This window comes from Pontibacter anaerobius (genome assembly GCF_026241195.1).
Lineage (GTDB): Bacteria > Bacteroidota > Bacteroidia > Cytophagales > Hymenobacteraceae > Pontibacter > Pontibacter anaerobius.
Genome location: NZ_JAPFQO010000010.1, coordinates 124,245 through 138,721, shown reverse-complemented (window position 1 = coordinate 138,721; position 14,477 = coordinate 124,245). Strand labels below are relative to the sequence as shown.

Annotated in this window: 15 protein-coding genes; 1 reads left to right on the top strand and 14 read right to left on the bottom strand. The window is 49.9% G+C overall.

Translation table 11 applies throughout. The features are described from left to right. Window positions 1-120: 120 nt before the first annotated feature. From OO017_RS15425 to OO017_RS15360, 14 genes are all read right to left on the bottom strand, one after another. On the bottom strand, window positions 121-1,161 hold the full coding sequence (locus OO017_RS15425) for an RluA family pseudouridine synthase (RefSeq protein WP_266053508.1): 1,041 nt from the start codon (window positions 1,159-1,161) through the stop codon (window positions 121-123). 75 nt (window positions 1,162-1,236) lie between these two features. After that, complete coding sequence (locus tag OO017_RS15420; protein ID WP_266053507.1) at window positions 1,237-1,842, bottom strand: OmpH/Skp family outer membrane protein; 606 nt, start codon at window positions 1,840-1,842, stop codon at window positions 1,237-1,239. Window positions 1,843-1,872: 30 nt separating this feature from the next. After that, on the bottom strand, window positions 1,873-2,529 hold the full coding sequence (locus OO017_RS15415) for an OmpH/Skp family outer membrane protein (protein ID WP_266053506.1): 657 nt from the start codon (window positions 2,527-2,529) through the stop codon (window positions 1,873-1,875). A gap of 18 nt (window positions 2,530-2,547) precedes the next feature. Next, a complete protein-coding gene (bamA, locus tag OO017_RS15410; protein WP_266053505.1) occupies window positions 2,548-5,061 on the bottom strand; it encodes an outer membrane protein assembly factor BamA in 2,514 nt (837 codons plus the stop codon). An 11-nt stretch (window positions 5,062-5,072) separates the two neighbouring features. After that, a complete protein-coding gene (uppS, locus tag OO017_RS15405) occupies window positions 5,073-5,816 on the bottom strand; it encodes an undecaprenyl pyrophosphate synthase (RefSeq protein ID WP_266053504.1) in 744 nt (247 codons plus the stop codon). A 59-nt stretch (window positions 5,817-5,875) separates the two neighbouring features. Continuing rightward, window positions 5,876-6,655: a type IX secretion system protein PorG gene (porG, locus tag OO017_RS15400; protein ID WP_266053503.1), complete on the bottom strand. Its 780-nt coding sequence runs from the start codon at window positions 6,653-6,655 to the stop codon at window positions 5,876-5,878. Window positions 6,656-6,702: 47 nt separating this feature from the next. Further along, the gene (locus OO017_RS15395; protein ID WP_266053501.1) at window positions 6,703-7,707 is read right to left on the bottom strand and encodes a DUF6089 family protein; all 1,005 of its coding nucleotides are present in this window, start codon (window positions 7,705-7,707) and stop codon (window positions 6,703-6,705) included. Window positions 7,708-7,825: 118 nt separating this feature from the next. Further along, window positions 7,826-8,713, bottom strand: a complete 888-nt coding sequence (locus tag OO017_RS15390) for an NAD kinase (RefSeq protein WP_266053500.1) — start codon at window positions 8,711-8,713, stop codon at window positions 7,826-7,828. A gap of 10 nt (window positions 8,714-8,723) precedes the next feature. Beyond that, complete coding sequence (locus OO017_RS15385) at window positions 8,724-10,112, bottom strand: BamA/TamA family outer membrane protein (protein ID WP_266053499.1); 1,389 nt, start codon at window positions 10,110-10,112, stop codon at window positions 8,724-8,726. 11 nt (window positions 10,113-10,123) lie between these two features. Continuing rightward, entirely contained in the window at window positions 10,124-10,789 is a 666-nt protein-coding gene (locus tag OO017_RS15380; RefSeq protein WP_266053498.1) for a cbs domain containing protein, read from the bottom strand. Then, window positions 10,786-11,562: an alpha/beta fold hydrolase gene (locus OO017_RS15375; protein WP_266053497.1), complete on the bottom strand. Its 777-nt coding sequence runs from the start codon at window positions 11,560-11,562 to the stop codon at window positions 10,786-10,788. Before OO017_RS15375 ends, OO017_RS15380 begins: the two co-directional genes overlap by 4 nt. Window positions 11,563-11,714: 152 nt before the next feature. Beyond that, complete coding sequence (locus OO017_RS15370; RefSeq protein ID WP_266053496.1) at window positions 11,715-12,296, bottom strand: anthranilate synthase component II; 582 nt, start codon at window positions 12,294-12,296, stop codon at window positions 11,715-11,717. A gap of 179 nt (window positions 12,297-12,475) precedes the next feature. After that, window positions 12,476-12,994 carry a CvpA family protein gene (locus OO017_RS15365; RefSeq protein ID WP_266053495.1) on the bottom strand — a complete coding sequence of 173 codons (519 nt, stop codon included), beginning with the start codon at window positions 12,992-12,994 and terminating at the stop codon, window positions 12,476-12,478. A gap of 127 nt (window positions 12,995-13,121) precedes the next feature. Continuing rightward, window positions 13,122-13,583 carry a GatB/YqeY domain-containing protein gene (locus OO017_RS15360; protein WP_266053494.1) on the bottom strand — a complete coding sequence of 154 codons (462 nt, stop codon included), beginning with the start codon at window positions 13,581-13,583 and terminating at the stop codon, window positions 13,122-13,124. A 178-nt stretch (window positions 13,584-13,761) separates the two neighbouring features. On the opposite strand from OO017_RS15360, the gene OO017_RS15355 reads away from it, so the two are divergent. Continuing rightward, window positions 13,762-14,475: a pyridoxine 5'-phosphate synthase gene (locus tag OO017_RS15355; protein ID WP_266053492.1), complete on the top strand. Its 714-nt coding sequence runs from the start codon at window positions 13,762-13,764 to the stop codon at window positions 14,473-14,475. Window positions 14,476-14,477: the final 2 nt, after the last annotated feature.

The following is a 14,477-nucleotide window of genomic DNA, read 5'->3' as shown; positions in this document are numbered from 1 at the left end:
TTATAACGCTTTTGTATTTACACTATACTTCTATGGAAGGCAAGTTTAAGTTTATTTATACTTTCCAGCCCTGTTTAATCGATAAGCCAAGTATACTTATACATCGGGCAAAGTATGAATTTATACTTCAAGCGGCTCCTCATACAGCTCCCACTTCTCAAGCACAGCTATAAAGTCTTCAGGAAGATCAGAGTTAAACTGTAGAAACTCTTTTGTGGCAGGGTGCAGAAAGCCCAACGATTTTGCATGCAGTGCCTGTCGCGGTATCAGCTTAAATGCATTCTCCACAAATGATTTATAGGTACCGTTAGGCATGCCATACAAAATCTTATCTCCACCATAGGTGGCGTCTGAGAAAAGCGGGTGACCAATGTGCTTCATGTGCGCCCGGATCTGGTGGGTGCGCCCCGTCTCCAGGTTACACTGCACCAGCGACACATACTTAAAGCTTCGCAGCACCTTATAATGCGTCACGGCATGTTTCCCGTAGTCTCTGGCAGGGTATACGGCCATAACTTTTCTATCCTTGGCACTGCGCCCTACGTGGCCAGTAATCGTGCCCTGACGCTCCTTTGGCACGCCCCACACCAAGGCATAGTAGGTGCGTTCAATGCTGTGGTCAAAGAACTGCTTGGCCAGGTAAGCCATGCTGTAATCAGACTTGGCAATTACAAGTAAGCCTGAAGTGTCTTTATCAATACGGTGCACCAGCCCAGGGCGTCCTTCCCCATTGCGATGCGTAGGCAGGTTCTGCAGGTGGTAGGTAAGCGCATTAACCAAAGTGCCGTTCCAGTTGTTATAAGCGGGATGCACCACCATACCCGCCGGCTTGTTCACGAGCAACAGTTCCTCATCCTCATAAAGTATGTTGAGGGGGATGTTCTCCGGCACAATGTCGGTATCGCGGGGAGGCTCGGCAAGCGTAACGGTTATCACGTCTAACGGCTTCACCTTATAGCTCACCTTCACAGGCTTCTGGTTCACCTGCACCGACTCGGAGCGGATAGCGCTCTGCAGCTTGTTTCGCGTTACATTTGGCAGGCGGTCCATCAGGAACTTATCTACGCGCAGCTGCGCCTGCCCCTTGTCCACCACAATGCGGTGGTGCTCATACAGCTCGTCGGAGTCTTCTGTGCTTTCTGTTTCTGTATATTCTACCACGGTTATGCTTACAGGTATAAAAAAAGAAAGCCGAAGTATACACAACGGCTTTCCCAAACTATAGAAAAATCTTACTTAGTTCTTCTTCTTGTTATTCTTAGCTGGTGTAGCCGGTTTTGCAGCTGGTTTAGCGGCAGCTGGCTCAGGAGTCTGCTGTGCCTTTGCCGGGTCTACGCCAAGCTTCTTAAGCACCAGCGGAGAAATGTCTCCGTCCTCAGGTCCTGCAAGCAGCGCCTGGTTGCTGATCACGTAAGTATAGCCGTTCTCTTTCGCTACGTCTTTAATAGCCTTATCGATCTTAGAGATGATCGGGTCTACCAAAGACTTTTCTTTCTGCTGCAAGGACATCTGGGCGTTGCGCTGGAACTCCTGGATAGAGTTGTTCAGTCCCATCAGTTCTTTCTCCTTGTCTTCACGGATAGTAGCATCCATGGTAGCTGCTCCTTTCTCGTAAGCCTGCAGCTTAGTTTCGTACTCAGCGTACTTACCTTTCAGCTGGTTCTCCAACTGTGTACTGTGGTCTTTCAACTGAGACTCTATTTGCTTGCTCTCTGGCATTTGCAGTAGAATGTACTCTACGTTAGTATAACCAATCTTAAGCGGCTGGTCGTTGCTCTGGGCAAAAGACGCAAAGCTGATCAGAAAGAACGCTGCTACTAATAGTTTAATCTTGTTCATCATTGTTGGGTTGGTTAATAAGTATTTAGACGTTTAGTTGTTAGACTTCTTTTTTGTGGGTTTTCGGGCAGGTTGCTCCTGCTGCTGTTCCTGCTCCCCCTCTCCAACTTCGGGCAAGTTCTCAGGGTCATCCACTATGGCATCAGCCGGCCGTTCGCCAGGAGTGTTTTTCCTGTCAGAGGCTAAGCCAAGCTCCTCCAGCACATACTCCGTGTAATCATGCACCGGGTTGGTGTAGATCATCACCAGGTCACCGGACTTATCAAACATGATCTGAACGCCTTTTGACTTTGACACTTTCTCAACAGCGGTAAAAACCTCATCCTGTATCGGGCGCATCAATTCTTGCCGGCGTTTAAACATCATGCCCTCATAGCCGAAAACCTTACGCTGGTAATCGCGCAGTTCGTTCTCTTTTTTAGCTATCTCGGCCTGGCGCTTCTGCTTCATCTGCTCCGTTAGCAGCACTTCCTCGGCTTTATAATCTTGTTTCAGCTTATCAGCCTGCTGCTGTAGCTGCTCAATTTCGCGTTGCCAGGCTTCCGCATACTTGTCCATCTCCTGCTGTACCTGGTTAAAAGCGGGCATCTTGCTCAGGATGAAGTTGGAGTCAATATACCCAATCTTCTGAGCCTGCGAAACAGACGCCAGCAAAAAGCCTGCTAAAAAGATGAACAAAAACTTTTTCATACTAATTCAATTCTGGGTTTAGCGTATCTGCTGGCCAATAATGAAGTGGAACATGCCACGCTTATCATTAGCGCCACCAGGCAGGTCATCCAGTCTCCAGGCATAGTCGAAGCCAAGCAAACCAAATGCAGCCATAAAGATCCTGGCACCCACACCCGCTGAGCGGTACAGCTTAAACGGATTATAGTTCTTGTAACTACCAAAGTTATTACCAGCCTCTACAAAAGCCAGGCCATAAATGGTTGCCGCCGGGTTAGGCGAAATTAATTGGCGCGCCTCGAACACAAATTTGTTGTAAGCAATACCTCCGGAGCTGATCAGGTCAGTATCACTGATGTTGTTAACAACGCTCTCATCATCATAACCACGAAGGCCGATGTACTCCGTACCAACAAACACATTACCGCCACCCAGGCCGGAACCGCCTACTCTAAAGCGCTCAAACGGCCCGACATCACCGGAACCATACGTTCCAAGGAAACCGAAGTGTGCTCTTGTGTTGAATACCAAATCTCCTGTCACGTTTATAAAGTAAGAGGCATCGAACATCCATTTATTGAATTCGATAAACTCATAATCGTCATCATCACGTTCTGAGAACAGCGAATACGGCGGTGTCACGTTTAGGCTCAGTGTAAAGCTGGAGCCACGTCTCGGGAAGGTCGGGTTATCTATACTTGAGCGGCCTAGCGTGTTTACAATGGAGATACTGTTCGAAATACCATTGGTAAAGCCTGGTGCTAAGTAATAATCTTTCAGATTATAGCGGTTGTAAGACAACGAGTGGTTCATGTAGAAGTAGTTGTCCGGCCAGTTAAGGCGGCGTCCCAGGCTGATAGCTGCACCATCCACATTCAGGCGGCTCAGTTCGCTATCATCTACATCCTCGTTTAAGTAGCTATAATACCCTCCTGTACCTCTCCTATAAATTGTCTTGAATAAGCTTACAGAAAGTGAGTTTGGCTTACGGCCTCCCAGCCACGGCTCCGTGAACGAGAACGAGTACGACTGGTAGTACTTACCATTGGCTTGCACGTTCAGCGACAGGCGTTGGCCATCACCGGTTGGTATTGGCTTCCACTCCGACAGATCCAGCATTTTGCGTGTAGAGAAGTTGTTCAGAGACAGACCTACCGTACCCACGGCACCGATCGGGCCACCCCAACCGCCGGATAAGCTAATCTGGTCGTTAGGTCGCTCTGTTACGCTGTAGGCAATATCAACAGTACCGTCCGCAGGGTTCGGGATCGGGTTCAGACCAATCGTCTCCGGGTCAAAGTATCCAAGAGCTGCCAGTTCGTTTCTGGTTCTGATCAAATCGTCGCGACTATACTTCTGGCCCGGCAACGTACGTATCTCGCGCAGAATCACGTGGTCGCTGGTCTTGTCGTTACCTGAAATGAGAATCTTATTGATCGTAGCCTGCGGGCCTTCCTGCACGCGCATCTCCAGGTCAATCGAGTCACCTTCCACGCGAACCTCCACAGGGTTAATGCTCGAGAACAGGTAACCATCGTTCTGGTAAAGCGCAGATACGTCCACACCGGTAGGGTTATAGGTCAGGCGCTTCTCCAGCTCTACCTGGTCATAAATATCACCTTTGCTTATGCCCAGCACCCGAGCCAGATAGGCATCATCGTACAGGTAGTTACCACTCCAGGTAATGTTTCGGTAGAAGTACTGCTGCCCTTCATCCACAGTAATCTGTATACCTAAACGGTCATCGCTTATGCGATACACAGAGTCCGACACGATAGTAGCATCGCGGTAGCCCTGGCTATTGTAGAACGTAATGAGCGCCTCCTTATCTTCCTCAAACTTGGTGCGGTTAAACTTAGAAGAGGTAAAGATCTTGTAGAAGCGCTTCTCTTTGGTGTTCTTCAGCTGGCGCTGTAGTTTCTTGTCCTTGAAAGCCTCGTTACCAATAAATTCAATATCGCCTACTTTTACCTTATCGCCTTTATCTACATGTATGTTCAGCACCACACTGTTCGGAAGTATAGAATCCGGCTTTTGTGTGATATTTACCTTCACGTTCAGGAAGCTTTTATCAACGTAGTACTCACGCACCACATTGCGGGTACTGTTCAGTACAGCATCCGTTACGATACGGCCTTTCTGCAAGGGCACTTTCTCTCTCAGGGTCTCGCCCTGAGACTTGCTGATACCAGAGAAGCGGAAGTTGGAGAGGCGGGGACGCTCTGTCAGGTTAAAGGTCAGGTAGATGACATCACCCTCCGTACGGGCCGACACATCCACGTCTCCCAAAATACCTTGATCCCACAGGTTCTGAATCGCACGACTGATGTCTTCACCTGGCACAGTGATCATATCTCCCTCCTTTAAACCTGTAAGGGAAGTAAGCGCTATCGGATCCAGAAACTTGTAACCACTAACCGAGAGTCCGCCTATACGGTACTGGCGGGGCTGCTGGTAATCTACCGGAGACGACTGGGCAGGTCTGTTTAGTACTTGGGAAGAGGCCGTGCCTGCCATTAGCAGAAACACTAGCACCCAGATGCATCTTGTCATTCGTGTGTCTATCACTTGGTTATTTGTTCACTTGTCTTACCAAAGCGCCGCTCGCGGCTTTGGTAAGCTACTATTGCCTCGTATAGGTGCTCTTTCCTGAAATCAGGCCAAAGCAACTCTGTAATGTATAACTCAGTATAAGCTAATTGCCAAAGCAGAAAATTGCTGATCCGCTGCTCTCCGCTGGTTCTGATCAGCAACTCAGGGTCTGGCATACCTGCAGTAGAAAGGTAACCGGCAATCGAAGCTTCGTTTATTTCTTCAGGCTTTATATTACCATGACCCACCTCGCTGGCAAGGCGTTGCACCGCCTGCGTAATGTCCCAGCGGCCGCTGTAGCTAAGTGCCAGCACCAGTGTCATGCGGGTATTTTGCTTCGTCAGTTCAATGGCCTCCATCAGTTCACGCTGGCAGGCCTTCGGCAGGCTGGCAGTGTTTCCAATTGTCTGCAGACGAATGTTATTTTTGTTGAGGGAAGCGGTTTCTTTGCGGATAGTGGAAACCAGCAGCGTCATCAGTGCCGATACCTCCTCTGCTGGCCTCGACCAGTTTTCCGTAGAGAAGGCATACAGCGTCAGGTATTCCACGCCCATTTCAGCTGCGGCCTCTACTGTGTCGCGCACAGCTTTTATGGCATTCTGATGCCCGAAGATACGCAATCCGCCTCTTTTCTTTGCCCAACGCCCATTACCGTCCATGATAACGGCTATGTGCTTTGGTAAATTGCCTAAGTCTACTTTCTCCTTCAGATTCATTAAAACACAATTTCCTTGCAAGTTACAAAAAGCAAGAGAAATTCATGAATGATTACTGTTTAATCTAATAGGCCAGGCCGGTTCTTGTAGATTGCGGGGCAATTATAGCGGTAAAAAGTATAGGAAATACTGACACCATTGTAGAAATACCAGTCTTTGTCGTGTGGATTTACCAAGTTCTCAGGATACAAACCTGAATCAGGATAAAGGTAGTCGAGCTTATCTGAAAAGGTTTTTCTAGCTCCAAACTCCAGCCCCAGGTTCCAGTGTGTGCTTAAGGCAAATTTTAGCCCCACTCCAAAAGGTACAGCTACCGTTATACTTGTTTCGAAAGGCTCTTGCATGGCCTCTACATTAGTAGAAGCAAGTTTGTTATTGTAAAGGAGGCCGGCTACTCCCACAAAAAGATAAGGCGACAGGCGTGGGCTTTGGCTACGATCATAATAATCCAGGAAATTATACTCCAAGATGCCTGACAACTCCAGCAGGCTTAGCTTCAGTTCGCCTTGGCGATAAGCGTGAAACGGACGGTCATCAAAAGCCTCATCACTAAAAGTGTTGTCATCTACAATACGGTGGCTGCCCATTAAGCCCCCACGTAGCGTTATAGCATTAGACATGTCGCGACGGTAGAAAAGGGTTAATGCCGGCTGGTTATTCAAGAAGCGATAGTTGGGTGCTATCTCGCCCTTGTAATTGGCACCTCCTATACCAACACCAATTTCAGAGGTGGTGACAGGCTGCGACACTTGGGCCTTTACATAAGGGGTAAAAAAAACACTCCCTATTTGCATAAATAGACAAATAAGGAGTGCCTGTTTTAAGGTATTTAATGTCATGTATCTGAGCAAAGTTTAGTTGAACAACGCAGCCGCTGCCCGTTCTATTATCTAAACTTCGGACTTCTGACGCGTGGAGTTAATATATAGTTGATAGTTAAGCCTGTAGTGATGTACCAGTCATCGTCTGATTTCTCGCCTCTTTGCCTTCCTGGGTCACCATAGCCTTTCACAACAGAGTAAGGAGTACCACTAACATCATCCTTAATAGTAAATCCTGAGCCAGCACTTCTGTCAGCTAGTATTGCTGCCGCAGTAGGGTTTTCGCCTCCCCCAGCAAGTATATCCGCTTTAGAAGCATAAGAGGTACTTACATCATCCAGGTAATCTGTAAAGGTTTTTCTCCAGCCCACCTCTAAGCTCAGGTCCCAGTATCTGTCGATCTTGTAACGCACGCCCAAGCCAAATGGAATAGCAATTTGCACTCTTTTGTATGGATCTGGATAATCGCCCCCAGAAGCATACTGCCCTTCAGTACCCAAAGGTTGCAATTCATACCACCCAGAAGAAATATTGTTTGCATCTGCTAGTTGTCTGCCATGGCTAGCATCGTAATAGTTGCCATCGTAGTAAGCCTTTGGGTTATGGTGCATCACAGCCACACCCAGGAAACCGTAAGGCACAAAATCAGGTCGGCGCTGGAAAGTACTGCGGTTCTCAAAGAGGTCTACAATAGCTACGGCACTCAGCTCTTTAATATCGCTCCTGAATGAAAGGTTTCTACCAAAGCGGCCTCTGTTCTCGCCTTCGTTCTGAGAAGCACTCAGAGCATCATCACCGGTAATACGCCCCCAGGTAAGCCCTACGCGATAAGAGAAACGCGGTGCAAAACGATATGTGTAGCTTACAGCTACGCTTGGCCTTGTAGACTTAAAGCGGAAACTGGTAAAGTCTGGCTGAGGCACGATATCGCCGAAGTAGTTCATGGCCCCCAGCGTTACGCCTAAGGTTGCATACTGTTTACGCTTCGTCCATCGCTGCGCTTCAGCATCGGGCGTGAAAATCGTAAACATCAAACCGAGCATCAAAACAAGAGTACAAAGTTTCTTCATAACAGAGAATTATCTAAAGGTAGCGTATCAGCGAGACTTGTATTTTCCCTAAATTAATAGAAGCCAAAAATAACCAGAATACCTGACTTATAAAATAATATAACACATATATTTAATATTATTTTATAAGCGTATTGCGTTTGTCAAGCCCCCAGTTAAGCTTGCTGCGGAGTGTCGACAGGAAATTAACATGGTGAAGCTTTACCAGCCTGGCCACAAAAGCCTCTCTCCGCACCGCCAACTGCACGCTCATATCCACTGATGTAGACCTGGAATCCAGGGCAGCAAGATAACTGCTGCTGCGGCCTTCTACCTCAAATGAGATAACGCTGCGGTCAGACACAATCATTGGCCGCACGTTAAGGTTATGCGGACATACGGGCGAAATGACAAAATTGTTAGTCTGTGGCAGCACCAGTGGCCCCCCGCAGCTAAGCGAGTACCCCGTTGATCCAGTAGGCGTGGCTACTACGAGGCCATCACCCCAGTATGAGTTCAAATATTCACCATCTATATACGTGTGCACGACTATCATGGATGAGGTATCACGCTTTAGTACGCTAAACTCATTCAGGCCGAAGTTAATGCCGCTAAAAACCTCCTGATCAGAATCTACCCGAATGAGCGCACGATCATCCAACGTATAATGGCCTTTGTACAATGCATCTATGGCGAGGTTTATACTATCATAAGGTATGGTAGCCAGAAAACCGAGGCGGCCGGTATTGATACCAAGTATAGGCACCTGCTGTGCCCCCACGTAGGTAACCGTATCCAGCAGCGTACCATCGCCGCCAACACTCAGCACTACATCCACACCATCCAATTTATCGCCGCGCCTGAAAGTCTCTATGCCCGTAGGCAGGTTTATAGTATTTTTAAGGTATAGTTCAAAATGCTCCACCAGGCACAGCTGCGCCTTTCGCCGCTGTAGCTCATCGAAGAGCGCCTGAATAAATGGCGCAATATCGTCGGTAAAGGGTTTACCAAGTATGGCTATCTTCATCGTGATCGTATTAAAAAGGAATTCTTGCGCTAAAGTACAATCCTTTGTCTCCCTCCCGGTTTAAAGTATACTCCAGCCGCAGCACAATATCGTAGAAAGTCACCGCATGCAATCCAAGGCCGGTACCCAGCAGCAGGCGGTTTGTGAGCGGATTCTGTTTCTCAAAAACGTCATCCACCACATACCCGGCGTCTGTAAAAGCATTGAGGTACATCGCCAGCGGGATACTATTGAACTTCGGATTATCTATAAATGTAAGCTTTATACTTTGAATATCCAGCACTTGCCGCGTCAGTCCTTGTTTAAAAAGCCCGTAATGCTGCCCACCCACCACGTATAGCTCGTAGCCCCGCACGTAAGACCTATAGCCCAACGCAACATTGTCGGCAAAGGCATGCTCTCCCGCCAGCCGCAGCTGCCCTTCAGCCCCTGCCATATAAGTATACTTTGCACTGAGCGGCACATACTGCACATACTTGGCCCTCATGGTGGTGAAGGGTGAGCCAGAGTTCTCTAGGAACAGCGTCTGTGACACCCCTGCCTCAAAATAGCTCCCCGCCGTGGGGTAAGCAAAGTTATTACGGAGGTTGATGACCTTATACAACTCCAGCCGCAGATACTGCCGCTCCTGCTGTGCATCGCGGTAATACTCCGGATTAAGAAAAGTTACAGAGTCGGAAACGTCTTCATTAAAGTAGGAGAGCCTAAAGCCCGCCTGCCGCTGCACGTTTTGCCGGTGCACCAGCGACGCCGACACAGCACTTCTTTTGATGGGCATCCCGTTTTCCTGCTCAAAAAAGCGCTGCTTGTTGTTTAGGTTAGTATAACTGATGGTACGGCTGCGGTAATCAGCCACCGAGAAATCGGCCCCCAAATTATACTTGCGCCATATATACGGAATGCGGTACGCCAGCTCCAGCCGCTTGTTAAAGCCCCGTTGCACCCGCACGCGCACCTCCTCATTTCGGCCCCTGAAGTTGCGCCGAATCAGGTTAAGCCCATAGTCTATGCGGCTCCAATCCTTCTTTTCCAACCAGGCGTTAAAATTACGGTCGGCAAAATCAAAGATGGGAATGGGATATAGGTAGAAGCGTTCCTGTACCTCATACTTTACCAGCACCTGTCCATCGGCACAAGTATAAGTATAGTTTACATGGTGGAACAGGCGGAGGTTAAACAGACGTTTCTGGTTCTCCTGCAGCAGTGGCTCCAGGTCTTCGGCAAGTATGGTATCGCCGGGGGCAAAAGTGAGTTCCCGCAGCATTACCTGGCTTTTGGTGGTTTCGTTGCCCGTTAGGCTGATATCGGACACAACCACGGCAGGCACAGCGCAAGGATTGGCAAACGTTGCGGCTCCGGTTAAAAGTATAAGTATGAGTAGGAAAGCTCGCAGCGGCATTGGCGCAAGCATTAAATATCGAGGTACTTAAAGAGCATATCGAGGCGATCGCGGCCCACGTCGTACTCGGTATTGTCGTTAAACTGGGCGGTGATGCGGTACTCGAAGCGCTCCAGCGTGGCAATGATGCGGCTGAGGTCGGTGGTGTTCAGCTTCAGCGTGAGTTTGATCTTGTAAGGGTCCAGCTCGTCCGGCGACACGTAGGCGCTCAGTATCTTGGTGTTCTCCTCCTCTATCAAACGGCTGATCTGGGCCAAAGAGTAGTCGCGCTCGGGCATGGAGAGCACCAGTATACTTCCCGAGCCCTGCAAGGCCGACATCTGCCCAAAGGCTGCCAAGGTATCGTTTATAGTGATCACGCCCATGTAATCCTGCTCCTCGTCTAGCACGGCCACTACCTGTATCTTGTTTTTGATGGCGGCCTCCATCACATCGTAGAAGTGCTGATTTCCCTGCACGTGCACATCCTGAAACTCCAGCTCCAGGTCCTTGAGTTGGCGGGTGCGGTCAGGCAGCTCGATCAGGCTCAGCTCGGTAGCCAGGCCCATGTACTTGCGGTTGCTTACCACCGGCAGCTCGTTTACGCGGAACTCATCCATCCATCGCAGCGCCTTGTCTACAGTGTCGTAGAGCTTCAGCGGCGGAATCATTTGGTTGATGAGTTCTTCTGCGATCATACGGATGAGGCGGTTATGGGTGTTCTTTCTAAATATTTCTCTAAGATACTGTTAAACTTCTCCGGATGTTCCATCATAGGGGCGTGCCCACACTTATCTATAAAGTATAAATCGGAGTTATCGATGAGCCTGTTAAACTCATAGGCCACCAGCGGCGGGGTGATCGTGTCGTTCAGTCCCCAGATTAACAACGTAGGCACCTTAATGTTTGTGATATCCTTGGCCATATTATGCCGCTGCGCCGATTTGGCGATGGCGATAATACGCAGACACTTGGCATTGCTGTTCGTGATGGCGAACACCTCGTCTACCAGCTCTTTGGTGGCCGTTTTGGGGTTGTAGAACGTATAGCCTACACGCTCCTCCACATACTCGTAGTTACCGCGCTTCGGGAACGAGCCGCCCATAGAGTCCTCGAAAAGGCCGGAGCTGCCCGTTAGCACCAGGCGCTTTACCATTGTCGGGTTGTTCAGGGTATACACCAGCCCCACGTGGCCACCCAGGGAATTACCCAGTAATGTAAGGTTATTGAGCTTCTTAAACTTCACGAAGCCTTCCACAAAATTTACCAGCCCCGGCACGCCAGCCTTGTGCAGTGCCATTTCGTAGATGGGCATCAGTGGAATTACAACGCGATAGTTTTTCGAGAAATGGTCTACAACGCCGTTCCAGTTGCTGAGCGCCCCGAAAAGCCCGTGCAGCAGCAGCAGTACTTCTCCTTCTCCCTCATCAATATACTGATATTCTCCTTCTTGTCTGACTTGTAAATCCATGAATCGAAAACTTTATAAAAGAAACCTGTATTCAGCACTTGTTTATACTTTCTGCAGCAGAAGCCGGTTTCCGGAACCTGTACCTGCTTTAACCAGCAACAGAACCCTGTCTGCCTTGCCGCCTTTGCCCAAGTATAAACAAGCTCTAAGCCTTAATGGCCTGATGCATGCGCAATATTAGCAATACTAACCCAATTTTGGAGCATCTGCAAGCCATAAGTAGTGAGCGCAGCCTCCGGGTGGAACTGCAGCGCGTACAGCGGCAGCTCTTTGTGCCGGAATGCCATCAGCTCGCCCTCCTGCGTGTGCGCCAGTGGTTTTATACTTTCGGGGGTGTGGCGCAGCACCAGCGAGTGATAGCGCACCACGGGCATACTTGCCGGCAAGCCTTCAAAGATCGGATCTTCTTCACAAGTGATCTCTGATATTTTGCCGTGCATCGGCCGCAGCCCCTTCTCCAACTTCGCCCCGAAAAACTCGCCCAGCGCCTGGTGCCCCAGGCAAATTCCCAGCATGGGCACGCGGCTATGGTAATGGCTGATCACGTCCATCATACTGCCGGCACTTTGCGGCGCCCCCGGCCCCGGCGACAGCACCACTGCCTCTATGGGCAGTTGCTGCAGCTCCTGCAGCGGCACATTGTTGCGCACCACCTGCACCTCCACCCCCAACCTACCGAAGTAGTCCACCAGGTTGTAGGTAAAGGAGTCGAAGTTATCGAGCAGGAGAAGCATGGGAAGTTATAGACTTATAGAGTTAGAGAGTTTGGGAAGTGGGGAATCGGGATTACTTAGTATGGTGGTCATACTTTGCTGCAGTGGCTCCCAAAACTCATTTACCGGTAAGTTGAAACAAACACTTATACTTTACATGGTTAACTCCCAAATGCTCTAACGCCCCAACTCCTAAACTCCTAAAAGTGTTGCCTGAGCGATGTGATGAGCGCTTTGATGAACGGGAGCACGTAGCTTAGGATGTCGAGGGCGTAGGGCGTTGTTTTGAGCACCACCGGGTACACCATCGAGGCATCGGCTGTATCTTTGGATACGCTAATGCCTGCCATATCCGACACGTAGAGCAGCAGGCTCAGGGCCAGGCACCACTTCAGAGCACCCAGTATACTTCCCAGCACATTATCAAACAGGCCAAAGGGCGTAAAGTCGATCACCTTCTTGAGCAGCAGGCCGCCCAGGTGAATCAGCAGGATAATGCCCACGAACACCACCAGGAAGGTAACATAGGGCAGCAGCCCATGCGCATCGCCGATAAAGCCCGCCATCAGGGGCAGGGCTGTGTCCAGCAATTTAAGGCCACCAAGTATGGCCAGCACCAGCGCCACCAACGACACCAGCTCCAGCAGCAGCCCTTTCCGGAAGCCCATAAAGGCACCATAGGCAATCGGGATAGCCAGGAAAAAATCAAACGTACTCATAATCTATAAAAAGGGTGGAAGTAGCAGCACTTTATACTTCTCAAGTATAGCAAAGCCATACTTTGCACGCAAGCTACAGCTGTTGCCGCCGCGGAAAAATCAGCGGCAACAGCTGCAAATTTATACTTTAAAAATCAGTATTGCTCAGCAAGTCGCCCACGGTCTGCGAAATGGCACGGCCGTCGGCCTGGCCAGCCAGCTCTTTCGTAGCCACGCCCATTACCTTGCCCATGTCTGATGGTCCGGTGGCGCCCACACGCTGAATGATCTCCACCAGGCGGGTGCGCAGGTCGCCCTCGTCCAGCTGCTTTGGCAGGTACTCCTCTATCACGGATAGCTCCGCCAACTCAATCTGCTCCAGGTCAGTGCGGCCCTGCTTGGCATACAGTTCCGCAGACTCGCGGCGCTGCTTGGCCGCTTTGGTCAGGAGCTTCATTTCAGTATCCTGGCCGATACCTTCAGTACCGCCCTTTTCCGTTTCGGCCAGCATGATCAGCGATTTTATACTTCTGAGTGCCTGCAAACGGCCCTTATCTTTGGCCAACATGGCTTGTTTAATGTCGGCATCAATGCGTTGTTTTAGAGTCATAGTTTTCAGTCTTTATGCTTTTATATGGTTGAGGTGCTATTGCTTACGTGGCTTGCGCTTTTTTATACGCGCCTATGGCTGCTGCAAGTGGCTGTCATCTTAAACAAAATTCCACTAATTTAGTCATTCTATTTACGTAAGATGACCATAGGGCTACTACGGCCCGAAAACCAGAGCCATGACGAAACTGAGTGTAAATATAAACAAAATAGCCACGCTGCGGAACGCCCGCGGCGGCGACAGGCCAAATGTTGTGCAGGCGGCCAAAGACTGCGAGCGTTTCGGTGCGGAGGGCATTACCGTGCACCCGCGCCCCGACGAGCGCCACATCCGCTATCAGGATGTGTATGACCTGAAGGAGATCGTAACCACGGAGTTCAACATCGAGGGCAATCCTACGCCGGAGTTCCTGAAGCTGGTAAAAGAGGTGCGCCCCGAGCAGGCTACCCTGGTACCAGACGCCCCCGATGCCATCACCTCCAACGCCGGCTGGGACACCATCCGACACAAAGATTTTCTGACGGATGTGATTGCGGAGCTGAAGGAACTGGGCATCCGAACGTCCATCTTTGTTGATCCTGACGAGAGAATGATAGAAGGCGCAGCCCTGGTGGGCACAGACCGCGTGGAGCTGTATACCGAGGCCTATGCCAGCGGCTATCACCAGAACCGGGAGCAGGCCATCGCGCCATACTTAGCCGCCGCAAAAAAAGCGCAGAAATACGGCATCGGCCTGAACGCCGGCCACGACCTGGACCTGGACAACCTGAAGTACCTGCACGACACCCTGCCGGGATTACTGGAAGTAAGTATCGGCCACGCCCTGATCTGCGACGCGCTGTACTTTGGCCTGGAAAACACCATACAGCTCTACCTGCGCCAGCTAAAGTAAGC